The organism is Rhodanobacter panaciterrae, from assembly GCF_014651895.1.
GTDB classification, from domain to species: domain Bacteria; phylum Pseudomonadota; class Gammaproteobacteria; order Xanthomonadales; family Rhodanobacteraceae; genus Rhodanobacter; species Rhodanobacter panaciterrae.
This window is the reverse complement of sequence record NZ_BMXT01000001.1, coordinates 1,580,213-1,604,433: the sequence shown is the minus strand read 5'-3', so window position 1 is coordinate 1,604,433 and position 24,221 is coordinate 1,580,213. Positions and strand designations below refer to the sequence as shown.

Annotated in this window: 27 protein-coding genes and 1 pseudogene; 25 read left to right on the top strand and 3 right to left on the bottom strand. The window is 63.9% G+C overall.

Going from position 1 to position 24,221, the window contains the following annotated elements; all coding sequences use genetic code 11:
* Positions 1–55: 55 nt before the first annotated feature.
* The 5 genes from truA (at position 56) to accD (ending at position 4,509) form a co-directional block, all read left to right on the top strand.
* Complete coding sequence (gene truA / locus IE071_RS07465) at positions 56–823, top strand: tRNA pseudouridine(38-40) synthase TruA (protein WP_189440468.1); 768 nt, start codon at positions 56–58, stop codon at positions 821–823.
* A complete protein-coding gene (locus IE071_RS07460) occupies positions 820–1,443 on the top strand; it encodes a phosphoribosylanthranilate isomerase (protein WP_189440466.1) in 624 nt (207 codons plus the stop codon). Before truA ends, IE071_RS07460 begins: the two co-directional genes overlap by 4 nt.
* 121 nt (positions 1,444–1,564) lie before the next feature.
* Positions 1,565–2,776: a tryptophan synthase subunit beta gene (gene trpB / locus IE071_RS07455; protein WP_189440464.1), complete on the top strand. Its 1,212-nt coding sequence runs from the start codon at positions 1,565–1,567 to the stop codon at positions 2,774–2,776.
* Positions 2,773–3,573 (top strand): tryptophan synthase subunit alpha, encoded by an 801-nt coding sequence (trpA, locus tag IE071_RS07450; RefSeq protein WP_189440463.1) that lies wholly within the window; start codon positions 2,773–2,775, stop codon positions 3,571–3,573. The genes trpB and trpA overlap by 4 nt, the downstream gene beginning before the upstream one ends.
* A gap of 66 nt (positions 3,574–3,639) precedes the next feature.
* Entirely contained in the window at positions 3,640–4,509 is an 870-nt protein-coding gene (gene accD, locus IE071_RS07445) for an acetyl-CoA carboxylase, carboxyltransferase subunit beta (RefSeq protein WP_189440461.1), read from the top strand.
* A gap of 479 nt (positions 4,510–4,988) precedes the next feature.
* On the opposite strand, the gene IE071_RS07440 is transcribed toward accD, so the two are convergent.
* On the bottom strand, positions 4,989–5,564 hold the full coding sequence (locus IE071_RS07440; RefSeq protein WP_189440458.1) for a phosphatase PAP2 family protein: 576 nt from the start codon (positions 5,562–5,564) through the stop codon (positions 4,989–4,991).
* Positions 5,533–6,693 (bottom strand): glycosyltransferase family 4 protein, encoded by a 1,161-nt coding sequence (locus tag IE071_RS07435; protein WP_189440456.1) that lies wholly within the window; start codon positions 6,691–6,693, stop codon positions 5,533–5,535. Before IE071_RS07435 ends, IE071_RS07440 begins: the two co-directional genes overlap by 32 nt.
* A 145-nt stretch (positions 6,694–6,838) precedes the next feature.
* Between IE071_RS07435 and IE071_RS07430 the strand changes: the two genes are divergently transcribed.
* Together IE071_RS07430 and IE071_RS07425 are read left to right on the top strand one after the other, a co-directional pair.
* On the top strand, positions 6,839–7,273 hold the full coding sequence (locus IE071_RS07430; protein WP_189440454.1) for a DUF4399 domain-containing protein: 435 nt from the start codon (positions 6,839–6,841) through the stop codon (positions 7,271–7,273).
* A gap of 40 nt (positions 7,274–7,313) precedes the next feature.
* Positions 7,314–7,640: a hypothetical protein gene (locus IE071_RS07425; protein WP_189440453.1), complete on the top strand. Its 327-nt coding sequence runs from the start codon at positions 7,314–7,316 to the stop codon at positions 7,638–7,640.
* Positions 7,641–7,700: 60 nt separating this feature from the next.
* Here IE071_RS07425 and IE071_RS07420 read toward each other — a convergent pair whose 3' ends face one another.
* Positions 7,701–8,450, bottom strand: a complete 750-nt coding sequence (locus IE071_RS07420; RefSeq protein WP_229792787.1) for a transporter — start codon at positions 8,448–8,450, stop codon at positions 7,701–7,703.
* A 94-nt stretch (positions 8,451–8,544) separates the two neighbouring features.
* On the opposite strand from IE071_RS07420, the gene gltX reads away from it, so the two are divergent.
* From gltX to IE071_RS07330, 18 genes and pseudogenes are all read left to right on the top strand, one after another.
* The gene (gltX, locus tag IE071_RS07415; protein WP_189440450.1) at positions 8,545–9,945 is read left to right on the top strand and encodes a glutamate--tRNA ligase; all 1,401 of its coding nucleotides are present in this window, start codon (positions 8,545–8,547) and stop codon (positions 9,943–9,945) included.
* A 33-nt stretch (positions 9,946–9,978) separates the two neighbouring features.
* Positions 9,979–10,257 (top strand): hypothetical protein, encoded by a 279-nt coding sequence (locus IE071_RS07410; protein ID WP_189440448.1) that lies wholly within the window; start codon positions 9,979–9,981, stop codon positions 10,255–10,257.
* Positions 10,258–10,313: 56 nt separating this feature from the next.
* Positions 10,314–10,799 (top strand): transcriptional repressor, encoded by a 486-nt coding sequence (locus IE071_RS07405; RefSeq protein WP_189440447.1) that lies wholly within the window; start codon positions 10,314–10,316, stop codon positions 10,797–10,799.
* Between the two features lie 97 nt (positions 10,800–10,896).
* Positions 10,897–11,331, top strand: a complete 435-nt coding sequence (locus IE071_RS07400) for a MerC domain-containing protein (RefSeq protein WP_189440445.1) — start codon at positions 10,897–10,899, stop codon at positions 11,329–11,331.
* 74 nt (positions 11,332–11,405) lie between these two features.
* The gene (locus IE071_RS07395; protein ID WP_189440443.1) at positions 11,406–12,350 is read left to right on the top strand and encodes a cation diffusion facilitator family transporter; all 945 of its coding nucleotides are present in this window, start codon (positions 11,406–11,408) and stop codon (positions 12,348–12,350) included.
* 65 nt (positions 12,351–12,415) lie between these two features.
* Entirely contained in the window at positions 12,416–12,577 is a 162-nt protein-coding gene (locus tag IE071_RS07390) for a 30S ribosomal protein THX (RefSeq protein ID WP_007805033.1), read from the top strand.
* Between the two features lie 316 nt (positions 12,578–12,893).
* Positions 12,894–13,232: a YerC/YecD family TrpR-related protein gene (locus IE071_RS07385; protein ID WP_189440441.1), complete on the top strand. Its 339-nt coding sequence runs from the start codon at positions 12,894–12,896 to the stop codon at positions 13,230–13,232.
* Positions 13,229–14,122 carry an ATP phosphoribosyltransferase gene (gene hisG, locus IE071_RS07380; protein WP_158753384.1) on the top strand — a complete coding sequence of 298 codons (894 nt, stop codon included), beginning with the start codon at positions 13,229–13,231 and terminating at the stop codon, positions 14,120–14,122. Before IE071_RS07385 ends, hisG begins: the two co-directional genes overlap by 4 nt.
* 10 nt (positions 14,123–14,132) lie before the next feature.
* Positions 14,133–15,406, top strand: a pseudogene (gene hisD / locus IE071_RS07375) (histidinol dehydrogenase).
* On the top strand, positions 15,403–16,515 hold the full coding sequence (gene hisC, locus IE071_RS07370) for a histidinol-phosphate transaminase (protein ID WP_189440440.1): 1,113 nt from the start codon (positions 15,403–15,405) through the stop codon (positions 16,513–16,515). The pseudogene hisD and the gene hisC overlap by 4 nt, the downstream one beginning before the upstream one ends.
* The gene (gene hisB / locus IE071_RS07365) at positions 16,512–17,576 is read left to right on the top strand and encodes a bifunctional histidinol-phosphatase/imidazoleglycerol-phosphate dehydratase HisB (protein WP_189440438.1); all 1,065 of its coding nucleotides are present in this window, start codon (positions 16,512–16,514) and stop codon (positions 17,574–17,576) included. The genes hisC and hisB overlap by 4 nt, the downstream gene beginning before the upstream one ends.
* A complete protein-coding gene (hisH, locus tag IE071_RS07360) occupies positions 17,576–18,166 on the top strand; it encodes an imidazole glycerol phosphate synthase subunit HisH (RefSeq protein ID WP_189440437.1) in 591 nt (196 codons plus the stop codon). The genes hisB and hisH overlap by 1 nt, the downstream gene beginning before the upstream one ends.
* Positions 18,163–18,891, top strand: coding sequence for a 1-(5-phosphoribosyl)-5-[(5-phosphoribosylamino)methylideneamino]imidazole-4-carboxamide isomerase (hisA, locus tag IE071_RS07355; RefSeq protein WP_189440436.1), 729 nt, complete (start codon positions 18,163–18,165; stop codon positions 18,889–18,891). The genes hisH and hisA overlap by 4 nt, the downstream gene beginning before the upstream one ends.
* Before the next feature lie 190 nt (positions 18,892–19,081).
* Positions 19,082–19,852 carry an imidazole glycerol phosphate synthase subunit HisF gene (hisF, locus tag IE071_RS07350; protein WP_189440434.1) on the top strand — a complete coding sequence of 257 codons (771 nt, stop codon included), beginning with the start codon at positions 19,082–19,084 and terminating at the stop codon, positions 19,850–19,852.
* Between the two features lie 20 nt (positions 19,853–19,872).
* Entirely contained in the window at positions 19,873–20,505 is a 633-nt protein-coding gene (hisIE, locus tag IE071_RS07345) for a bifunctional phosphoribosyl-AMP cyclohydrolase/phosphoribosyl-ATP diphosphatase HisIE (RefSeq protein WP_189440432.1), read from the top strand.
* 193 nt (positions 20,506–20,698) lie between these two features.
* Positions 20,699–22,027, top strand: coding sequence for an ABC transporter permease (locus tag IE071_RS07340; protein WP_189440430.1), 1,329 nt, complete (start codon positions 20,699–20,701; stop codon positions 22,025–22,027).
* Positions 22,028–22,037: 10 nt separating this feature from the next.
* A complete protein-coding gene (locus tag IE071_RS07335; protein WP_229792786.1) occupies positions 22,038–23,300 on the top strand; it encodes an ABC transporter permease in 1,263 nt (420 codons plus the stop codon).
* A 170-nt stretch (positions 23,301–23,470) separates the two neighbouring features.
* The gene (locus IE071_RS07330; protein WP_189440429.1) at positions 23,471–24,214 is read left to right on the top strand and encodes a DUF3348 domain-containing protein; all 744 of its coding nucleotides are present in this window, start codon (positions 23,471–23,473) and stop codon (positions 24,212–24,214) included.
* Positions 24,215–24,221: the final 7 nt, after the last annotated feature.

The window sequence follows — 24,221 nt, the reverse complement described above, 5'->3', positions numbered from 1 at the left end:
TTGCATTGTGGCCTGCTAATCTTCCGTGTCTTCCAGTGAACCCTTGCACGACTCCATGCGTATCGCCCTTGGCATTGAATACGACGGCACCGATTTCTGCGGCTGGCAGCGGCTGAAGACGGATGCCAGCGTGCAGGGCGCACTCGAACAAGCGCTGTCGAAGGTCGCCGCGCACCCGGTCGAAGTCAGCTGTGCGGGACGCACCGATGCCGGCGTGCACGGCCGTTGCCAGGTGGTGCATTTCGACACCGAGGCACAGCGCGACATGCGTGGCTGGATGCTTGGCACCTGTTCCAATCTGCCTGCCAGCGTGGCGGTGCTGTGGGCGCAGCCGGTGCTGGAAAGTTTCCACGCGCGCTATGCCGCGCGCAGTCGCCGCTACCGTTATCACATCCTCAATCGGCCGGTGCGTGCGGCGTTGGACGCGCGTTATGTCACCTGGGAACGCCTGCCGCTGGATGCGGAGCGGATGCACGCCGCCGCGCAGGCGCTGCTGGGTGAGCATGACTTCAGCGCGTTCCGCGCGCTGTCCTGTCAGGCGGTGCATCCGCGGCGCACGGCGTTGGCGGTGAGCGTGCGACGCCAGGGCGAGCAGGTCTTCGTCGACATCGAGGCGAATGCGTTTCTGCATCACATGGTGCGCAATATCGTCGGCTCCCTGCTGATGATCGGCCGTGGCGAGCAACCCATCACATGGATGGCCGAACTGCTGGCTGGCTGCGATCGTCAGGTGGCCGGGCCGACTGCGCCAGCCTCGGGTCTGACCTTCATCGGGCCACGTTATGAGCGGCACTGGGGGCTTCCGATGGAGGTGAGCCAATGACTCGCATCAAATGCTGCGGCATGACTCGGGTCGAGGATGCGCTGCTGGCCGCGCGCCTCGGTGCCGATGCGATCGGGCTGGTGTTTACCGCGCGCAGCAAACGGCAGGTGACGCTGGCTCGGGCACGGGAGATCGTCGCGGCGCTGCCGCCGTTCGTCGCCACCGTCGCGTTGTTCATGGATGACGATGCGCGGCTGGTGCGTCAGGTGATCGAGGAAGTTCGACCCACGTTGCTGCAATTCCATGGCAGCGAAACCGATGAATGGTGCATGCAATTCGACCTTCCCTTCCTGAAAGCCATCGCGATGGGCGACGGCGCCGCTGCGTTGCCGCGGTTGCGCGATTACCCGCATGCCGCCGGCCTGCTGCTGGATGGCCACGGCTTCGGTGAAGCAGGTGGCAGCGGCAAGGCGTTCGACTGGTCGCTGCTGCCGGGTGAGCTGATGCAACCGATGATCCTGGCTGGCGGTCTGCACGCCGGCAATGTGGCCGATGCCGTGCGCCTGCTGCGACCGTGGGCGGTGGATGTGGCCAGTGGCGTCGAGTCGTCGCCGGGCGTCAAGGATCCGGACAAGTTGGCGGCCTTCATCCATGCAGTGCGCGCCGTGGAGGCGGGCTGAGGGTCCCGGTCGACTCGCCCGGCACCGAGGATGCCGCTAAGATGATCGCTTGCCGCAGTGCGGCATACGTCTTCGCAGGAGCGCACACCCGCTGTTCCTGCCTTCCGGATCGAATGACAAGATGAGCAAGATCGTGGATTTCAACGCTTTCCCCGACGCGTATGGCCGCTTTGGCAACTACGGCGGCAGCTATGTTGCCGAGACGCTGATGGCGCCGCTGGCCGAACTGACCGAAGCCTATCTGCGCCTGCGCGACGATCCGGAATTCATCGCCGAGCTCGACCGCGACCTGAAGCATTACGTCGGCCGGCCCAGCCCGATCTATCACGCTGAGCGGCTGTCGCAGCATGTGGGCGGCGCGCGCATCCTGTTCAAGCGCGAGGACTTGAACCACACCGGCGCGCACAAGATCAACAATACCGTGGGCCAGGCGCTGGTCGCCAAGCGCATGGGCAAGCCGCGCATCATCGCCGAGACTGGCGCCGGCCAGCACGGCGTGGCCAGTGCCACGGTGGCTGCGCGGCTCGGCCTGAAATGCGTGGTCTACATGGGTGCGGTCGATATCGAGCGGCAGAAGATCAACGTCTACCGCATGAAGCTGCTCGGTGCCGAAGTCGTGCCGGTGACGTCAGGTTCGAAGACGCTGAAGGATGCGCTGAACGAGGCGATGCGCGATTGGGTCACCAACGTCGCCGACACCTTCTACATCATCGGCACGGTGGCCGGCCCGCATCCGTATCCGTTGATGGTGCGCGACTTCAACGCGATCGTCGGCCGCGAGGCGCGCGCGCAGATGCTGGAGCAGTACGGTCGCCTGCCGGATGTGCTGACTGCCTGTGTCGGTGGCGGTTCCAACGCGATCGGTCTGTTCCACGCCTTCCTCAACGACGCCGATGTGCGCATCGTCGGTGCCGAGGCCGCGGGCGAGGGCATTGCGACGGGGCATCACGCGGCCTCGCTGGCTGCGGGCAGGCCTGGCGTGCTGCACGGCAATCGCACCTATGTGCTGTGCGACGACAACGGCCAGATCAACGAAACGCATTCGATCTCGGCGGGGCTCGATTATCCGGGCGTCGGTCCCGAGCATGCCTTCCTCAAGGATGTCGGTCGCGCCGACTACGTCGGGGTGACCGACGATGAGGCGATGGAGGCGTTTCACCTGCTGGCGCGGACCGAAGGCATTCTGGCGGCGCTGGAATCCAGTCATGCGGTGGCGCAGGCGATCAAGCTGGCGCGCGAGATGCCGAAGGACGGCATCGTGCTGTGCAATCTCTCCGGTCGCGGCGACAAGGACGTGCACACGATCGCTGCGCGCGAAGGAGTCGAGGTATGAGCCGCATCGACGTCCGCTTCGCTGCGTTGAAAGCCACTCATCGCACCGGCCTGATTCCGTTCGTCACCGCCGGCGATCCGTCACCGCAGCACATGGTGGCGTTGATGCATGCGCTGGTCGATGCCGGGGCCGACCTGATCGAGCTGGGCGTGCCGTTTTCCGATCCGATGGCCGATGGCCCGGTGATCCAGCACGCCAGCGAGCGGGCGATCGCAAAGGGCGTGGGTCTGAACGAAGTGCTGGGCTGGGTCGCCGCGTTCCGCCAGCGTGATGCCGAAACGCCGATCGTGCTGATGGGCTATCTGAATCCGGTCGAGATTCACGGCTATGCGCGCTTCGCGCAGGAAGCCGTGCAGGCCGGCGTCGATGGTGTGCTGCTGGTCGATTGTCCGCTGGAAGAATCGGCGGTCCTGCGGCCGCTGCGCGACGCCGGATTGCAGCAGATCCTGCTCGCCGCGCCGACCACCGCACCCGCGCGTATGGCGCAGCTGTGCGGTTCCGCAGAGGGTTTCCTGTACTATGTCTCGTTTGCCGGCATCACTGGTGCGGCACACTTGAGTACCGGTGATATTGCTGCGCGCGTGGCGGACATCCGCAGCCGTGCGAAGGCGCCGGTGGCGGTGGGCTTCGGCATTCGCGATGCGGCGAGTGCGAAGGCAATCGCTGGTTTTGCCGATGCGGTGGTGATTGGCAGCGCGCTGGTCGAACGACTGGCCGGGGCGACGGACGCCGAAGAAATAACCGTGCGGGTCCAGGCGTTTCTCGCGCCGATCCGCGCTGCGCTCGATGCACATTGAGCGCATTGAAATTGAGAGCAGGCGCTGCCAGCGAAGGGCGCGCTCACGAATAGTCAGGGTGATGCGATGAATTGGCTGCAGAAAATCATGAACCCGCGCACCCGCCCGCAGAGTACGAACGGCGGCAAGGGTTCGGTACCCGAGGGCGTGTGGGAAAAATGCGGCGGTTGCGGCACCGTGTTGTACCGGCCGGAGCTCGAGCGCAACCTGATGGTGTGCCCGAAGTGCAGCCATCATCACTACATCAGTGCGCGCATGCGGCTGGATACCTTGCTGGATGAAGGTTCCATGCAGGAGCTGTGGGCCAGCCTGGAGCCCACCGATCCGCTGAAATTCCGCGACACCAAGAAGTATCGCGACCGCATCGTCAGCACCCAGAAGAAGCTCGGCGAGAAGGATGCGATGGTCGCCATGAGCGGCAAGCTCAAGGGCCGTCCGCTGATGGCGGTGGCGTTCGAATTCGCCTACATGGGCGGTTCGATGGGCTCGGTGGTCGGCGAGAAATTTGCACGTGCCGCCGAACGCGCGCTGGCCGACAAGAGCGCGCTGGTGTGCTTCTCTGCCACCGGCGGCGCGCGCATGCAGGAGGCGCTGTTCTCGCTGATGCAGATGGCCAAGACCTCGGCGGCGCTGGCGCGTCTGCGCGATGCCGGCGTGCCGTACATCAGCGTGCTGACCAACCCGACCACCGGCGGTGTGTCCGCCAGTCTGGCGATGCTTGGCGACATCAATATCGGCGAGCCGAAGGCGCTGATCGGTTTCGCCGGTCCGCGCGTGATCGAGCAGACCGTGCGCGAGACGCTGCCGGAAGGCTTCCAGCGTTCGGAGTTTCTGCTCGAGCATGGTGCGATCGATCTGATCGTCGACCGCCGCGAGATGCGCGACAAGCTGGCCGATCTGCTCGGTCTTCTGGTGAAGGCGCCGCGCGCCGCCTGATGGTGCACCGTTGTGCGTAGCGATGCCGCCGTCAGGCGGCATCGTCGTTTCTGCGTATGGGTATTCGACGCACGGGTTTTCCACAATCGATGTGGACGCCTGCCGGTAAAGCCTGTGGACAAGCCGACTCTGCGGCTTGTCGATCAGGCACTTGCTACGCGTTGATCAGGAATTGTGCAGGCATGACATGCGGTGAAGACGCATGCTGGATCAGCCTCGTCGTATCCGCTGATACAGTTTTCCACAGCTTCTGTGCACGCCTTCCATGAAAGCCTGTGGACAACCTTGCTTGGCCCTTTTGCCAACAGGCACTTGGCACGGCGTGCTGACATTTTGCGCAGCGCGTGCCGGTTCGATGTGGAGTAATCCACAGCGATTGTGGAGCGTAGTCGGTAAAGCCTGTGGACAAGTGCGCTATCTGACTGACCGCAAAGGCGCTTGTGACGGCGTGCGCAAAGACTGCTCAGCCGTGCGTCGGCTCACGCGAGTTTCGTTGCCAGCGAGAGCAGCCACAACGACGACGCACCCAGCCCGCTGCCGATGACGATCGCGGCGAGTACATCGCTGGGATAGTGCAGCCCGAGGATCACTCGCGAGGCAGCCACCAGCACGGTGAAACTGAGCAGCAGCGGCGCAAGTTGCGGATACCAGGCCAGCGCGACGATGGTGAAGCTCACCGCCTGCAATGTGTGCCCCGACGGAAAGCTGAATTCGTCCAGCGCCGGGACGTGGGCGATCACGCCGGGACAGACACGGTAGGGGCGCGGACGATGGGTCCAGCGCTTGAGCAGGCGATACAGCAGCAGGGCGACAAGTCCGGTAACGGCCATGTGCGCGGCGGCGGCGAGTCCGTGTTGACCGCCGACCACGGCCAGCACCGCCATCAGCGCATACCAGAACATGCCATCGCCAAGTCGGCTGATCGCGCCAAAGAACATTCCCACGGCGCGTCGTGCACCCCAGCGGTTCGCCGCCACGCAGACGCGGCGATCCAGTGCGAAACGTGTTGGCCCGATCGACAGCTCAGGCGTGTGCAGCGGCGGCAAAGTGCTCATGGTGATTCTCCTCGGCCATTTCGCGCAGCAGGGTTTCGAAATCGCGGATCACAGCATCCGGCGAAAGCCCGGCCACGCCGACGTGTGCGGCACGACCCATATGCCGGATCAGACCCGGGTTGCTGGCCAGCCGGGCGGAAGCGTCGACGAACGCCGCTGCATTGCCCGACTCGATGCAATACCCGTTGACGCCGTCGACCAGATGTTCGCGTGCCGCACCTTCGGCATACGCCACCACCGGCAGGCCGGCGGCTAGCGCCTCGAGAATCACGTTGCCGAAGGTTTCGCTGAGACTGGGGAACGGAAACACATCCGCGCTGGCGTAGTGCCGCGCCAGCGCCTCATCGCGCTGCACACCGGCAAAGATGAAATCCGGATGCGCGGCTTCCAGTGCGGCGCGCGCCGGGCCATCGCCGACCCAGACGTAGCGCGCCTGCGGTATCCGTTGCTGGATCGCGCGAAACGCCTGTACCGCCAGCTCGAGATTCTTTTCCGGTGCAATACGCCCCACGTACAACACCACTGGGGTGGCGGCATCGACGCCCCAGCTGTCGCGCAACTTGTCATCGCGCTGGTTCGGGTGGAACAGTTGCGTGTCCACCGCGCGACGCAGCAGGCGAGCGTTGCAGATACCCATGGCGTGCAACTCCTGTGCGAGAGCGTCGGTCGGTACCAGGGTGGCGGCACTGCGGCGGTGAAAGCGGCGCAGATAGCTGCGCACCAGCGGCGTGAGCAGGCCCAGGCCGTAATGATTGGCGTAGCTGTCGAAGCGGGTGTGGAAACCGCTGCTGACCGGGATGCCCAGTCGCGCGGCCGCGCGCACCGCCGACCAGCCGAGCGGGCCCTCGGTGGCGACATAGATCGCATCGGGGCGCTGCTGCCGCCAGTGCTGGCGCAGCGTACGGCCGGCGGGCAGGCCGAAGCGCAAACCGGGATAACGCGGCAGCGCGCCGCCAGGCACGCTGAGTACGTCGATGCCGGGTTCGTCGCGGTGAGGCTGTGGCTGGCGTGGTCGGATCAGATCCACCTGATGGCCACGGGCGACCAGGCCGGCGGCGAGACTGTGCACGGTCAGTGCGACGCCGTTGATTTCCGGTGGATAGGTTTCACTGACGATGCCGATGCGCATGACGATACCCGTGCTGGCTTGGCATATCCTCGTCAGCTGGCGTTGCGGCGGTGTGGCGGGTGCATGACGCCGCGGTGACGCGCTGGGATGCCCTGTCCATGCTGGCGCGTCTACACTGGGCCTTCCTGCCCATCTGGAGAGCCCGATGAAACAGATCCTGCTTGCGCTTGCCCTGGCTGGACTATTCGGCACCGCGATGGCTGCCGATGCGCCGGCCCTGACGGCCACCAAGGCTCCCGCCGACGCTGCGGTCTACATCATCTCGCCCAGCGATGGCGCCACTGTCGGTCAGGAGTTCACCGTGCGCTTCGGCCTCAAGGGCATGGGCGTAGCGCCGGCTGGCGTCGCCAAGGAGGGCACCGGCCACCATCATCTGCTGGTCGACGTAAAGGAGCTGCCGCCCACCGGTCAGCCGATTCCGAAGGACGATAACCATCTCCACTTCGGCGCTGGCCAGACCGAGGCCACGCTGAAGCTGAAACCGGGCACGCATACGCTGCAACTGGAACTTGGCGATGCGAACCATGTGCCGTTCGATCCGCCGCTGGTGTCAAAGAGGATTACTATCCACGTCAAGTAAGCCTGTTTGTAGCGGAAACGGTTCACTCGGGAGTGGCGTCATGAAATACCTTCTGTGTCTGCTCGCGTTGGGTACGCCGTGTGCCTCACTCGCTTCCGTAGCTTTTACGCCGGAAGCCCAGCAGCAGGCGCCAGCCGGTGGCGCGCAGAGTGCTGAAGTGCGCCATCACCCGCTGCTCGAAGTGAAATATGTGCTGCGAAGAGCACCAACAGAGCAGGATGAGAATCCAAGCATCGAGTTAGGCGAAAATCGCTCTGTCATCAGACCTATGTGGCTGCCGGGCGCGCACACCGTGTCTCTGAACCCGGGCTACGTAAATCCCAATGTGTACATATGCAGTGGCTGGGCATGCAAGGATGCCTTATGAGCCGAGATGTCGCCCCGAGCGTCACACGGAGCACAGAAGTGTTTGTCATGTTTGAAAACTTCAGCGCCCGAAATAAATCGATGCGCCCAAGTTGGCCTGCCACTGGGGAGTGGCTCCGCTCAGTCGACGGTCAAAGCCGGCATCGAGCTGCACACGCGGCGTGATCATCCACGCCAGTCCGCCACCAGCCAGCGTGCCGCTGCCCTGATCCGGCGCATGCAGCCACGCGGTTTCGGCATACAGCGTCAGCGTCTTGCTTAGCGCGTAGTTGTCGCTGACCGCCACGGTGGTGCTGTCCGCGCCGCCGCTGCGCACATCCTGGAGATACAGGCCCAGCGAGTTGCGCTCATTGGCCTGCAGGTTGAATTGGGCGCCGAGCAGGTATTGGCGATGGGCGCTGCGAAATGCCTTCGCACCATCGGTGAATTCCACGCTGCCCAGCAGGCCCCAGCTGAAGGCCTGGTTGGAGGAGGGTAGCGCCAGTTTCAGGCCGAGTATCGTGTCGCCATGCCCTTGGCTGTGGTCGTCGCTCCCGGCACCGCTCTGCCGCAGCGAATTCCACGGCGAGCTGCCAAACTGCAGTTCCAGCGGGCCGCCGATACCGACGCGCAGCAGGCTGTCGGCGCTGTACTGGGAGCTGGTGATGCCATCCTGCCGACTACGGCTCCAGTCCGGCAGCCCCTGTTCGACGGTGATGTCGCCGGCGCCAAGCACGACGGGCGTGAAGCCGTAGCCAGGGCGATCGTAGCCCGGGTTGTCGGCCAGCGCGGGCAGGGCAAATCCCAGCATGAGTGTGGCGAATACCGCCATGCGCATGCTGCGTCGCGCATGCGCGGGGAGGCCGCGGTTTGTGCCCCGGTATCGGCTAAAATCCATCGCTTCGCTCCGCATCCTTTGAAAATCCATGACTGTCCGCACCCGCTTTGCCCCCAGCCCCACCGGTTTCCTGCACATCGGCGGTGCCCGCACCGCACTGTACTGCTGGCTGGAATCGCGTCGTCGCGGCGGCGAGTTCATTCTGCGCATCGAGGATACCGATCGCGAGCGTTCGACCGATGAGGCGGTGAAAGCCATCATCGATGCGATGCACTGGCTCGATCTCGACGCCGACGAAGGTCCGTTCTACCAGACCCGGCGGCTTGAGCGGTACAAGCAGGTGGCCGACGAGCTGGTGGCCGCCGGCAAGGCGTATTACGCCTACGAGAGCAAGGACGAGATCGAGGCGATGCGTGAGGCCGCGATGGCGAAGGGCGAGAAACCGCGCTACAACGGCTACTACCGCGACCGCAACGAACCCCTGCGCGACGATCCGAATCGTGTGATCCGCTTCAGGAATCCGAGCGAAGGCTCGGTGGTATTCGACGACAAGGTGAAGGGCCGGATCGAGTGGGCCAACACCGAGCTGGACGATCTGGTGATCTTCCGCTCCGATGGTTGGCCGACCTACAACTTCGCCGTGGTGGTCGACGACATCGACATGGGCATCACCGAGGTGATCCGCGGCGACGACCACGTCAACAACACGCCGCGCCAGATCAACATCTACCACGCGCTCGGTGCCAAGGTGCCGGAGTTCGCGCACTTGCCGATGATCCTCGACAAGGAGGGCAAGAAGCTGTCCAAGCGCACCAGCGCGGTCAGCGTAATGGACTACCGTGCCGATGGCTTCGTGCCGCATGCACTGCTGAATTATCTGGTGCGACTGGGCTGGTCACATGGCGATCAGGAGATCTTCTCGCGCGAGCAGATGATTGCGCTGTTCGACATTGCTGACGTGAACAAGGCGGCCTCGCGCTTCGATACCGAGAAGCTGGCGTGGCTCAACCAGCATTATCTGAAGACCGACGAAGCGCAGTCGCTGGCGGCAGAATTCGAATGGCATCTGACGCGCGCCGGTATCGACACCTCGAAAGGCCCGGCGCCGGTCGACGTGATCGTGGCGCTGCGCGATCGTGTGCACACGCTGAAGGAAATGGCCGAGCGCGCGAAGATCTGGTACGCGCCGATCGCCGAATGGGACGACAAGGCGGTTGCCAAGCATCTGAAGAACGACTGTGCGGTGGCCGTGCTCGACGCGGCCAAGCCATTGCTGGCCGAGTGCGAGTGGAAACCCGAGCCGATCCATCAGGTGATCGAGCAGGTTGCCGCGAAACTGGAACTGGGCATGGGCAAGATCGCCCAGCCGTTGCGGGTGGCGATGACCGGCACCCAGGTGTCACCGTCGATCGAGCACACGATCTATCTGGCCGGTCGCAGCGAGGCGCTCAAGCGCGTCGACGCTGCAATCGCCCTGGCGCAGAGTTGATCCTCACCATGTCGATGACGCACTGAGCTCGACATGGACGAACTGATCGCCAGAGCCTCCCAGGGCGTCGATCCCGACGCACCGGGCGCGTTCTGGCAGATCTTCGTCAATCTGTTGAATATGCTGCCGTGGGCCGCCATGTTCTGGTGGAACCTGCTGTTCGTCGCCGTCGGCGCACTGCTTGGCTGGTGGCGCGGTCGGACGGCGGAAGGCATCGTCTGGGCGCTCGTGCTGGGGCCGATCGGTTGGGTCGTGATCCTCGCCAAGCCCCGGCCCAGGCCGCGCGCCGAGCCGCCGCCGCTTCGACATTGAGCCTGCTCAAGGTCGTCACGAACCGCAGTGTATGATCTTCCGTTGAGGTGAACCCCTTGAGTCACGACGCCGCACACAGTCCGCACGCGCATCATCCGCATCATCACGATGCCAAGGGATTCGTGCGCGCTGTGGAGCATGCCAGCGAGGAACGCGGCCTGCGCCTGACTCCGTTGCGCAAGGAAGTGCTGGAATTGATCGCTGCCGCGCACAAGCCGGTCAAGGCGTACGACCTGCTGGATCAGCTGCGTGAGAAGCACGGCAACGCGGCGCCGCCCACGGTCTATCGAGCGCTCGACTTCCTGCTGGAGAACGGTTTCATCCACAAGCTCGAGTCGATCAATGCCTTCGTCTCCTGCCACCACCCGACGGAAGCGCATCAGGTGCCGTTCCTGATTTGCGATACCTGTTCCAGCGCGGAGGAGGTCTGCGATGAGCGGGTGGCCGAGCTGATCGAAGCGCAGGCCAAGGCGCTTGGTTTCAAGCCGCAGGCGCAGACGCTGGAAGTGCATGGCACCTGCAAGCAGTGCCGCAAAGCCTGAACACCGGTTTTCGGATGTGGCGCTGGTCAGTGTTATAAAGTAACATGATGGCCACTGGATACAGAGTCACCGCATTTGGTGACGCCAGGGCAGGTTGATGGATTCCGAGCAGGCGAACAAAACCCGCTGGTGGCGTATTGCCGATCGCGTCGGCGCGGTGGCGTCTTTCCTGTGCGCGATCCACTGCGCGCTGCTGCCGTTCGTGTTGGTGCTGTTGCCGTTCGTGGGCCTGGAATTTCTCGCTGACCACCGCTTCGAGCGTGGTTTCGTGCTGTTTGCCTGCACGCTGGCGCTGTTTGCCCTGGTGCGTGGTTTTCGCAGGCATCAGGAACCGCTGCCATTGTTGCTGGCGGCGCCAGGGCTGGCGCTGCTGCTGCTCGGTGTCACCTTTGCCGAAAACTATTCGATCATCCTGCACAGTGTGCTGGTGACCTGCGGTGGCTTGCTGCTGGCCAGCGCGCATTTCATCAATCTGCGCCGCGACAGCCGCCACAGCGACGACCATGTGCATGGCCCGCAGTGCGCGCATTGAATGGCCTGCATTGAACGGCATGTCCAGGTCGCTGGTGATTGTGTAACGGCGGCCGCCGTTCCTAGCATGCACGCATGAGTACCCATCACAACCATCAGCACGACCATCCGCACACGCACGAGCATGCAGGCTCCGGCGACGGGCGCAGTCGCAAGCTGGTATTCGCATTAGTACTGACCATCCTGATGATGGTGGCCGAAGTGATCGGCGGTGCGTGGTCCGGTTCTTTGGCCTTGCTGGCGGATGCCGGCCACATGATGGTCGATTCGCTGGCGTTGCTGCTGGCCGTGGTCGGCGCATGGATGGCGACCCGGCCGGCCGATGCGCGGCGCAGTTACGGTTATGGCCGGATGGAAGTACTGGTCGGTTTCGTCAATGCCTTGAGCCAGTTCGTGCTGGTTGGCTGGATCATTTACGAAGCGGTACTGCGCCTGCTGCATCCGGGAGCCATCCTGTCTGGCGTGATGCTGGTGGTGGCGGTCATTGGCCTGCTGGTAAACCTGCTGGTGCTGCGCACCCTGCACGGGCATGCGCACGACGACGTCAACCTGGCCGGTGCAAGTCTGCATGTGCTGGGCGATCTGCTCGGTTCGCTGGCGGCAGTGCTGGCTGCGCTGGCCATTCGCTGGTTCGGCTGGTTGTGGGCCGACCCGGTGCTGTCGATGCTGGTGTCGCTGCTTATCCTGAACAGCGCATGGCGATTGCTGCGGCAGTCTGCGCACATCCTGCTGGAAGGTGTGCCCGACGGCATGGACAGTGCCGAGGTGGAAGCGTCGCTGCGCGGTGCCGACGCCTCGATCCGCGACATCCATCACCTGCATGTTTGGCAGCTCGCTTCAGGCTCGCGCATGGCCACCCTGCATGCCGAGCTGCATGAGCCTGCCGACAGCGCCAAGGCGTTGCAGGCGATCAAGCAGATGCTGCTGGAGCGCTTCGACATCCAGCATGTGACCGTGCAGGTAGATCCGGGCGAGTGCCTGGACCAGCCCAGGGGCTGTGCCGGGCATAATCATGGCTGACTATGGTGACTCCGGCTGACCTGCTATGATGCTTGATCATTCATCTAACGAATCAAGGAGTTCCCATGGGTAAGGGCGATCGCAAGACCCGTCGCGGCAAGACCTATCGCGGCAGCTACGGCAATACCCGTGCACACGGCGCGCTGCCGGCTGTCGTCGGCGCCAAGCCGACCGTGACCAAGCCGGCTGCCGCCAAGAAGGCCGCGCCGAAGAAAAAATCGGCCTGATACGGTCCCGGCTCAGGCTGGACTGACAAGAACCCCGCCTTGGCGGGGTTTTTTGTTGGCGGGTACGACGGATGCCCGAGCGGCTTTGCAGCATGACCTTGCGTCGCGACTTCGCGGTTCTGCTGATCTGTGATCACTGGACTCGGGGCAATCCGGGCTTTGCCGCCGCCTCGATTTATCTGTGCCGCAGACATGGTCGGTCATGCGCCAGGTTCGGCGGAATCTGAATAATGATTGACGCGTGTCGCCGGCAGGTTTGCCGCGCCGCTGCATGCCATGTATCATGCGATCCACTGTGTTAATGCATTAGTACATTATGAAGCGTCGATCACTTGATCCAGAAACCCCTGACGAGTCGGCCAAGCTGAGCCTGTGCGAAGCGCTGTTGTCGCTGAAGAACGCAGACGAGATGGGTGCCTTCCTGGGTGACCTGTGCACCCCGGCAGAGCTGGAGGTGCTGGTGGACCGCTGGCGGGTAGTACCGTATCTGCTGGAAGGCATCGCCTATCGGGAGATTCACGAGCGCACCGCAGTAAGTATCACCACTATCGGGCGGGTGGCGCGCTATCTCAATCAGGGCAATGGCGGCTATCTGGCCGCGGCAGCACGTGCGGCGCGGCGGCAGACGCTGGCAGCGAAGAAGGCAAAGACATGAAGACGCGTGACCGTTTGCGTATTGCGATGCAGAAATCCGGCAGGCTCACTGAGCCGGCGCTGGAACTGCTCACCCGTTGCGGGCTCACGTTCCGGCAGAGTCGCGACAAGCTGTTCTGTTTCGGTGAGGGCGAGCCGGTCGACCTGCTGCTGGTGCGCGATGACGACATTCCCGGCTTGATCGCCCAAGGTGTTTGCGACCTCGGCATCGTCGGACGCAATGTGCTCAGCGAATTCCAGCTCACCGCCGGCCGCGAGCTCGCGCCGCTCAGTGAACTGCGCCCGCTCGGTTTCGGTCGCTGTCGCTTGTCGATCGCGGTGCCACAGGAGCTGGATTACCACGGGCCGCAGCAGCTGGAAGGTCGGCGTATCGCCACCTCGTATCCCGGCCTGCTCGGCGAATGGCTGCGCACGCATGCCGTAAATGCCGGCGTGGTGATGCTGGCCGGCTCGGTCGAGATTGCGCCGAAGCTGGGCACCGCGGACGCGATCTGCGATCTGGTGCAGAGCGGCGGCACCTTGGTCGCGAATCAGCTGCGCGAGGCCGAGGTGCTGCTGGAAAGTGAGGCGGTGCTGGCGGGTCCGTTGACGCTGCCGGTCGATGAGCGTGGTGACATGCTGGAGCTGCTGCTGAAGCGGCTGGATGGCGTGATCCAGGTGCGCGAATCGCGCCTGCTGCTGCTGCAGACCTCTCGGGCCACGCTTGAAGCGGTTACCCGGCTGCTGCCGGGCGGCCCGCAGCCGACCCTGCTGTCGGTCGCCGGTCAGCCGGATCAACTGATGTTGCAGGCGCTGTGCGCCGGCGAGGTGAGCTGGCGACAGCTGGAAGAGATCAAGAAAGCCGGTGCGCGCGAGATGTACGTGCTGCCGGTGGAGAAGATGCTGGCATGAGCAGGCTCGTATGAATCGTATCGACTGGAATGCGTTGGACGAGACCGCGCGAGGCGAAGCATTGGCGCGTCCGGCACAATCGCGTGCGGATGAGCTGCGCCGTGGTGTGGAGCAGATCATCGCCGCCGTGCGTGAGCGCGGCGATGCCGCGCTGCGGGAACTCAGCGCGAAATACGATCGCTGCACGCTGGACGCGATCGAGGTGGATGAAGCCGAGTTTGCGGCGGCCGAAGCCTCGCTCGATCCGGCCCTGAAAGCCGCGATTCACGAAGCGGCCGCGCGTATTGAACTGTTCCACCGTGCCGCCGCGCCGCAACCCATGGGCGTGGATACCGCTCCCGGCGTGCGGGTGGAACGGATCCTGCGTCCGATCAGCCGGGTTGGCCTGTACGTGCCGGCGGGCACGGCGCCGCTGCCGTCGACCGCGTTGATGCTCGGCATTCCGGCGCAGATCGCCGGCTGCCATCAAGTGGTGTTGTGTTCGCCGGCGCGCGCCGATGGCCGCTGCGACGAAGCGGTGCTGTATGCCGCGCGCGTCACCGGCGTGCACAAGGTATTCAAGCTCGGCGGTGCGCAGGCAATCGCGGCGATGGCATATGGCACGACGAGCGTCCCGAAGTGCGACAAGCTGTTTGGCCCCGGCAATGCTTGGGTCACCGAGGCGAAGCTGCAGGTATCCGCCAATCCGGACGGCGCGGCGATCGACATGCCGGCCGGCCCATCCGAAGTGCTGGTGATTGCCGATGCACAGGCCAATCCGGCCTTTGTCGCCGCCGATCTGTTGTCACAGGCCGTCCTTCCACGGCGCTGCTGGACCAGGTGGCGATCGAAGTCGATCGGCAATGTGCCGAACTGCCGCGTGGCGGCATCGCGAAGAAGGCGCTGGCACAGAGCCGCTCGATCGCCGTCGATTCGCTGGCGCAGGCGGTCGCGGTGAGCAACCGCTATGCACCCGAACATCTGATCCTGCAGGTGGCCGAGCCGCGCGCCTTGCTGGATGGCATCGACAGCGCCGGCTCGATCTTCCTTGGTCAATGGACGCCCGAATCGGTGGGCGACTATTGCAGCGGCAGCAATCACGTGTTGCCGACTTACGGTTACGCGCGCAGCTACAGCGGCGTCTCGGTGGCGAGCTACCAGAAACAGATCACGGTGCAGGAAGTGAGTGAAGAGGGCTTGCGCAATATCGGTCCGTGCACGGCGACGCTGGCGGCAGCCGAACAGTTGGAGGCACACCGCCGTGCCGTGACCCTGCGTCTGGCAGCACTGGAGGCGCAGTCATGAGCGTGCTCGATCTGGCACGGCCGGAAATCCGCGCGATGCAGCCGTATTCCTCGGCGCGTATGGAGGCCAGCGGTGGCCAGGTATTCCTCAACGCGAATGAATCGGCGTGGCCGCCGGTGGGCGACGACGGCCTCGGCTGCAACCGCTATCCCGAACCACAGCCAGCGGCTTTGGTCGAGGCGTTGGCCACGCTTTACGGTGTGCGTCGCGAACAGTTGCTGGTGGGCCGTGGCAGCGACGAGGCGATCGATCTGCTGGTGCGTGCGTTCTGTCGTGCCGGCGAAGACGCGATCCTGATCCAGCCGCCGACCTTCGGCATGTACGCGGTATGCGCACGGATCCAGAATGCCGGCGTGAGCGAAGTGGCGCTGCAAGCCGATTTCACGCTGGATGTAGACACTATACTTGCCGCGGTGACGCCGGCGGTGAAGCTGGTCTTCATCTGCACCCCGAACAATCCCACCGGCCAGTTGGTGCCGCGTGCGAGTGTCGAGCAGCTCGCGCAGGCGCTGGCCGACCGTGCCTTGCTGGTGGTGGACGAAGCCTATGTGGAGTTCACCGATGCTGGCGAAGCCAGCGTGGCCGACCTGATCGACCGCTACGACAACCTCGCCGTATTGCGCACCTTGTCGAAGGCCTGGGCCTTGGCCGGCGCGCGCATCGGTACCTTGCTGGCGAATGCCGAGGTGATCGCGTTGCTCAAGCGAATCATGCCGCCATATCCGCTGCCGTTGCCGTGTGTGGAAGCTGCGCTGATCGCGTTGTCCGGCTGGGGTCAGGTGAACGCGCGCAATCACGTCGCCATCGTGCGCAATCAACGGGCGCGGATGCAGGAAGCGTTGCGCCAACTGCCAGGTGTGCGCGAGGTGCTGCCGTCGCAGGCCAATTTCCTGGCCGTGCGTTTCGTCGATGCGGCGGCGGTATATCAACAGCTGCTCGGCGCTGGCATCGTGGTGCGCGATGTACGCCGCTATCCGAATCTTGGCGACGCGCTGCGCATCACCATCGGCACGCCCGATGAAAACGATCGTGTCCTGAACGAGTTGAAAAAGGCAGCCATGAGTAGTCGAGGTGTCACCGGCAAACCGGCATCAGGTGAATACGCATGAGCCGCAAGATTCTTTTCGTCGATCGCGACGGTTGCCTGATCGAGGAACCGGCCGACCAGCAGATCGACAGCTACGAGAAGCTGGCGTTGTTGCCGGGCGTGATCGCCGCACTGCAGCGCTTCGTCGCCGCAGGCTACGAGCTGGTGATGGTGACGAACCAGGATGGCCTCGGTACGGACAGTTTTCCCGAGCCGCATTTCACCGGACCACACGAATTGCTGATGCGCATCCTCGCCTCGCAAGGAGTGCGTTTCCGTGAGGTGCTGATCGACCGCAGTTTCCCGCACGAGGGTAAGGACACCCGCAAGCCGGGCATCGGCATGTTGCGCCATTACCTTGCCGACGACGGCTGGAGCCGGGTGGCCTCGGCGATGGTCGGTGATCGCGAGACGGATCTGCAGTTCGCAGCGAACCTCGGCGTGCGCGGCCTCCGTGTGGGCCCGCTCGGTGTGAGCTGGGATGAGCTGGCACATCAGTTACTGGATGCGCCGCGCACGGCGACGGTGGTGCGCAACACCAAGGAAACCCGCATCACGGTCAGCGTGGATCTGGACAAGGTGGCCGAGCCGAAGGCGCACACCGGGTTGGGCTTCTTCGACCACATGCTGGAACAGATCGGCAAACACGGCGGTTTCGCGCTGGAGCTGAATTGCGACGGTGACACCCACATCGACGAGCACCACACTATCGAGGACTGCGCGCTGGCGCTGGGGCAGGCGTTGAAGCAGGCGCTGGGCGACAAGCGCGGCATCGGTCGTTACGGTTTCACCCTGCCGATGGATGAGTCGCAGGCCAGCGCGGCGCTGGATCTGTCCGGGCGCCCGTACTTCGTGTTCGAAGGCAGCTTCCCGCGCGAGCGTGTGGGCGAAGTGCCGACCGAACTGGTGCCGCATTTCTTCCGTTCGCTGTGCGAGACGCTGGGCGCGAACCTGCATCTGACCGTGCAAGGCGACAATGCGCATCACATGGTCGAAGCCTGCTTCAAGGTGGTCGCGCGCACGTTGCGCCAGGCGATCCGACGCGAGGGCAGTGAGCTGCCAAGCACCAAGGGCACGCTGTAATGAGCGTGGTCCTCGTCGATGCGGGTGGCACCAATATCGGCTCAGTGCGCTATGCGTTGCAGCGGCTGGGTGTGGATGCTGCGCTGACCGCGGATGCCGCCACGATCCGCGCCGCCGACAAGGTGATCCTGCCTGGCGTCGGTGCGGCCGGCCCCGGCATGGCACGATTGCGTGAGCTGGGATTGGTCGAACTGATGCGTTCGCTGACCCAGCCGGTGCTCGGCGTATGCCTGGGCATGCAGTTGTTGTGCGCGCACTCGGAAGAGGGCGATACCGCATGCCTCGGGCTGATACCGGCGCCGGTGCGCCGCTTCATCGAAGCTCCCGGCCTGCGCGTGCCGCACATGGGCTGGAATCAACTGCGCGCGAAACAACCGCACCCGCTTCTGGCCGGACTGGGCGATGACGATCAAGCCTATTTCGTGCACAGCTATGCGGTGCCGGTGGGTGATTGGAGTCTTGCCACCAGCGACTACGGCGAGGCGTTCTCGGCGGTGATCGCTCGCGACAACTTCCACGGCATGCAATTCCACCCCGAGCGTTCCGCCGCCGTCGGCGCGAAGCTCCTGCAGAATTTTCTCAAGTTATGAACTGTGAAGTGATACCCGCGATCGATCTGCGTGGCGGCCAGGTAGTGCGCCTGAAGCAGGGCGACTACGCGCAGCAGACTACCTACGCGTCCGATCCTCGTGAGCTGGCGCAGCGCTATGCCGCTGCCGGTGCACGCTGGCTGCATCTGGTCGATCTGGACGGTGCCCGTTCCGGCAACCTCGACAATCTGGCTGTCATCCAGGCCATCGCTGCCGACGGCATGCAGATCCAGGCCGGTGGTGGCGTGCGTGAGGAGACCGATCTCCAGCGTCTGTTCGATGCCGGTGTGCGTCGCGTGGTGCTGGGCAGCGTGGCGATCCGCGATCCCGACCTGGTCGCCGGCTGGCTGGCCAAGTACGGTGCCGAGCGGCTGACCATCGCGCTCGATACGCGTCGTATCGACGGCCGCTGGGCGTTGCCCAGTGCCGGCTGGACCGAAGTCGAGGCACGCACACTGGACGAACTCGCGCCGTGGTACGCCGCGCGTGGCGCGCGCCATCTGCTGTGCACCGATATCGACCGCGACGGCATGCTGGCCGGTTTCAATCTGGAGCTGTATCGCCATCTCGCCGACCGCGTGCCGCAGCTGGCCGTGCAGGCTTCCGGCGGCGTGCGTTCGCTGGACGATATCCGTGCGGCGCGTGAGGCTGGTGCGCAGGGCGTGATACTTGGGCGTGCCTTGCTGGAAGGGCGTTTCACTGTGCAGGAGGCCTTGATTGCATGAGTATCAGCGCGTGCTTGCCAGCTCTGCTCCTCCCCCTGCTTGCAGGGGGAGGTTGGGAGGGGGTAAAGCTTTTGACCTTGACATCAAAATCAAGAACAACCCCTCCCCAGCCCTCCCCTGCAAGCAGGGGAGGGAGCACGATTTCGGCATCGCTCCTGCGCATCTCGCAGGTGAGCAAGGGAGAGATGCCATGCTGAGCCGCCGCATCATTCCCTGCCTGGACGTGCGCGACGGCAAGGTGGTCAAGGGCGTGCGTTTCCGCGATCACGTGGTGATGGGCGAGATCGTGGATCTCGCGCTGCGTTATCGTGACGAGGGCGCCGATGAGTTGGTGTTCTATGACATCACCGCCAGCCCGGAAGGGCGCAGTGTGGATCGCGGCTGGGTCGAGCGGGTGGCACGGGTGATCGACATCCCGTTCTGCGTCGCCGGCGGTATCCGTTCGGTGGACGAGGCGCGCGCGGTGCTGCATGCCGGCGCCGACAAGATCTCGGTCAACTCGCCAGCCCTGGAACGTCCTGCACTGATCGACGAACTGGCCGCCGCCTTCGGTGTGCAGTGCGTGGTGGTCGGCATCGACTCGCTGCGCGATGCGGACGGCGCATGGCGTGTACGCCAGTACACCGGCGATCCTGGCAAGACGCAGGCGCTGGCACGCAAGACCATGGATTGGATGATCGAGGCGCAGCAGCGCGGCGCCGGCGAGATCGTGCTCAACTGCATGGGCAGTGATGGTGTACGCCAGGGCTACGATCTGGAACAACTGTCGAAAGCTCGCGCGCTCTGCCAGGTGCCGCTGATCGCCTCCGGCGGTGCCGGTGCGTCGGAGCATTTCCGTGAGGCGTTCACTGAGGCTGATGTGGACGGCGCGCTGGCCGCCAGCGTATTCCATTCCGGCGCAATCGCGATACCCGCACTGAAGCACTATCTCCACGGGCAGGGCATAGCGGTGCGCCTGTGAACATCCAAGGACAAGCAGCGATGAGCGATTCCACTACCGACTTCAGCTGCCTCGACTGGGCCAAGGGCGACGGCCTGCTGCCGGCGATCCTGCAGCACTGGCTGAGCGGCGAGGTGCTGATGCTCGGCTACATGAATGCCGAAGCGCTGGCGCAGACGCGGGCCAGCGGCAAGGTCACGTTCTACAGCCGCAGCAAGCAACGCCTGTGGACCAAGGGCGAAAGCTCCGGCCACGTCCTTGTACTGAAGGGTATCCGCATCGACTGCGACGCCGACACCTTGCTGGTGCAAGCCGCGCCGCATGGACCGACCTGCCATCTGGGTACGTCCAGCTGCTTCGGTGACGCGGTGCAGCCACCACTCGGGTTCCTCGCCGAACTCGATGCACTAGTAGCACAACGCCATGCCGAACGTCCTGAGGGGAGTTACACCACCAGTCTGTTTGAAGGCGGTATTCGCCGAATGGCGCAGAAAGTCGGCGAAGAAGGTGTCGAGACGGCGTTGGCGGCGGTAGCCCAAGATGATGCTGAACTGCTGGGTGAGTCGGCTGATCTGATCTTTCATCTCACGGTGGTGCTGCGTGCGCGTGGACTATCGCTGAGCGATGTTTCGGCGTTGCTGGCCAAGCGGCACAACGTGCGCAGCGGACATTGAGAAAAACTTCAAAAGGTTGCGACTGCGATTCGACGAATTTGGTTAGGTACGTTTTTGAACGTGTGCCTTGAGCAGAACCGTCAGCATTCTCCTGCTCTTTTTCTTCATCGCCGGGTGACTTCATCGATCAGGTATTCTTTGGATCGACGGACCAAACATTTGCCGATTGTCGAATGCGTCACAGGGGAGCGTTATGTGGGGGTATTACGTCGCGTTGGCGCTGCGAAGCAGCGGGCGAAGCAAGGCTTTGACCGCGCTGGTGATCGTGCTGCTGGCGTTCGGGGTGTCGGCCTGCATGGTGAGCTATGCCGTGTTCCGCGCGACCACGAGCGATCCGCTCCCCGCCAAGTCTTCCCGGCTTTATGTGCCGCAGGTCGACAATTTTGGTCCGTCCCATACCTGGCAGAACGAACCGCCTTACACGCTCAGCTACACCGATGCGATGGTGTTGTGGCAGGCACACAAAGCCAGCCGGCAAACGTTGCTCTATCCCGCCATATGGCAGATGGAATCGGATGATGGATCCACTCCCGCCATGTCGCTGGGGGGCGATGCGGTAACCGCCGATTTTTTTGCCATGTTCGATGTGCCCTTTCGCTTCGGCAGTGGATGGGCGGCGAATGACGATGAGCAGCGCGCCACCGTGGTGGTCATCAGTCGGCGCTTGAACGACAAGCTGTTTGGCGGACAAAACAGTGTCGGGAAGGCGATCCGGCTGGACGGCCATGTCTTCAGGATCGCTGGCGTGCTGGAGGACTGGAACCCGAAGCCCCGGTTCTTTGACCTCGGTACTTTTTTCAACAAGGCGTTCGATGATGCAGGGGATATCTATATCCCGTTCACCCGCGGGATCGCCATGCAGAAGGACAGCACAACCTACAACGGCTGCCCCACGGAGTCGGGGGTTTACGATACCTCCCGCTGGGATGCCCGCCTCACCAGCGAATGCGCCTGGATCGATGCCTGGGTGGAGCTTGCAACGCCTGCCGAGGTGGCTCGCTACCGCGAGTTCCTGAACAACTATGCCGGGCAGCAGCAACGCCTCGGACGCTTCTCGTGGGGGCCCAACGTACGCCTGCGCAATCTGATGGACTGGATGGCGTATATGGAGATCACTCCCCGGGCATCGAGCTTGTCCATGCTGATCTCGGCCAGCTTTCTGCTGATCGTGCTGGTCAACGTGGTCGGGCTGATGCTGGCCCAGTTCATGCGGCGAACGCCCGAGATCGGCATTCGCCGCGCGCTCGGGGCCTCGCGATCAGCCATCTATCGGCAGTTCCTGATCGAAGGGGCCACCATGGGTTTTGTCGGTGGCCTGGTGGGTGTGGCGCTGACGCTGCTTGGTCTGTGGGGCGCCGGGGGACTTTTCGAGCCGAAGATTGCACGCCTCGTGCATGTCGATGCCTCACTGATCGCGCTGACCGTGCTGTTGGCGGTGGTGGCCACCGTAGTTTCCGCGCTGTACCCCACATGGCGGGCAGCGCAGACCCAGCCTGCCTGGCAAATCAAGATCAACAGCTGAGGTTTCCGCCATGGCATTCATCAAGGCATGCATGCAACTGCGCCCCATCTTGGCTGCGCTGGCTCGACACAAGGTGGCTACCGCGCTCATCGTGCTGCAGGTGGCGTTGACGCTGGCGGTGACATCCAACGCACTGTTCATCGTGGCCACGCGCATCGTGCACCTGTCCCGCCCAACCGGCACGGACGAGGCACATCTTTTCGTGATCCGCAACGGCTGGACGATCGGTCAGAACGCCACCCAGATCGATGCGAACATCCGCGCCGACCTCGATGCCCTGCGGCACGTGCCGGGCGTGCGCGATGCATTTTCCAGTTACGGGTTTCCACTGGGAAACGATGGCGATGGCAGCTATCTGTCGGTAAGAATCAAGCTCAAGCCTGACCAGACCACGCGCGGGCAATGGGCCCAGATCTATGCGGCCGACGAGCATACGATCGATACGCTGAGCGTTTCGCTGGTGGCGGGCCGCAATTTTCGCCCCGAGGAAATCACTACCATCGGCCCCAACGACAAGATTTCCCCGTCCGGCATCATCGTCACCCGCAGCCTAGCCGACAAGCTGTTTCCCGAGGGTTCGGCCCTGGGCAAGACGGTTTACTTCCCGGGCGGGCCGGTCCCCATCATCGGTGTCCTTGCCAGCTTGCAGGGGCCCATCAGCGTGACCCGATCTTCAGATGGCGACAGCCTGCTGGTCCCCGCACATTATGTCGACCCTGCCGATGTCGTGTGGTATCTGCTGCGTACCGACACTACCGACATGAAGCCTGTGATCGCTGCCGCACTGAAGGCACTGCAAGCGCGTGGTGGCGTGCGCATCCTCGATCCCAAGGGTGGCGTCGTTACCATGGCTCAGGCTCGCGAGCGCGCTTATGCCACCGACCAAAGTTTGGCCATGCTGATGGGCATCATCAGCGGATTGCTGCTGTTGGCCACCGCCGGCGGCATCGTCGGCTTGAGCAGTTTCTGGGTCAGCCAGCGACGCAAACAGATCGGCATCCGTCGTTCGCTCGGCGCAACAACAGGCGACATCCTGCGCTACTTCCATGCCGAGAATTTCCTGATCGTCGGCGGTGGCATCGTGCTCGGGGTCGTGCTCGCGGTACTGGCGAATCTCGGCCTGATGAAGGTCTTCTATCCACTGCCGCACATGCCGCTGTACGTGCCACTGCTCGGTGCGCTGCTGTTGTGGTTGCTCGGTCAGCTGGCCGTATGGGGGCCGGCACGATATGCCGCCAAGGTGCCGCCCGTGGTCGCGATTCGCACAGAGTGACGAATCGCCCAAGTCATGTCGTTGATTCATTGGTCCCGCGAAGGGAAAAAATGGGTAGATAGCGGACGCCACTGGCGTGCCGGCCGGTGACTCGGCCGACTGCGCGCCAACCGCCAGGCAGCAGCTATCACCCCGTTAGCGTGTAAAATGCCCGTTTTTCAGCCAGAAATATGCTGCAAGCTCATCAACGGACCAGTGTCCGTGGCCCGACGTTCATTCGCTTGCTCGCTCGCCTGACGGACGTTGACGTTTCCCCATCCAGACAATCGCTGTCGGACCGGCTGGGCCAATGGCTCGACTGGACGCACGCGGTTGCGCTGTCCACCTCGCTTGACGGCAAGCCATCTGAGGTGGCCTCAGACGTGCCGACCTTTGGCAGTGCCGAAGAGAGCGAGTGCGCTCGTGTGCGTACCTCGTTGGTCAGCACCATTGCGGGCGATCGTACATTCGCCACCGCAAGGCAGCGTGGGGCTGAGCACGCCTTGGCCGCGGAAGAGGGCGCGAATGAGGCAGTCGATTACTCGGTGTTTCGTCAGCGCTATCTCGCCATCCAGCGCTCGATGCAGGCGGCCACCGGCAACCTGCGAGGTCGTCTGCGGGACATGCTCGCCCAGAGCACGGCTGACATGGCGCGGCTGGCGGCCTTGGATGCGGCCATGGAGCGCGCACTGAGTCCGCGTGAGCAGACTTTGTTGGCCCACGTCCCCGCGCTACTCGGGGACCACTTCGAACGTTTGCGTCAGGCCGAGCAGAAGGCGCTGGCTGACGCGCAAGTATCGGAGGACACCCCGGCGATAGCGCCTGGGGCATGGCTGGATGTGTTTCGCCAGGACGTGCAGAGCGTATTGCTCGCCGAACTGGACGTTCGTTTTCACCCGGTCGAAGGCCTGCTCGCAGCGCTTCGCACCAACTAATAGAGAC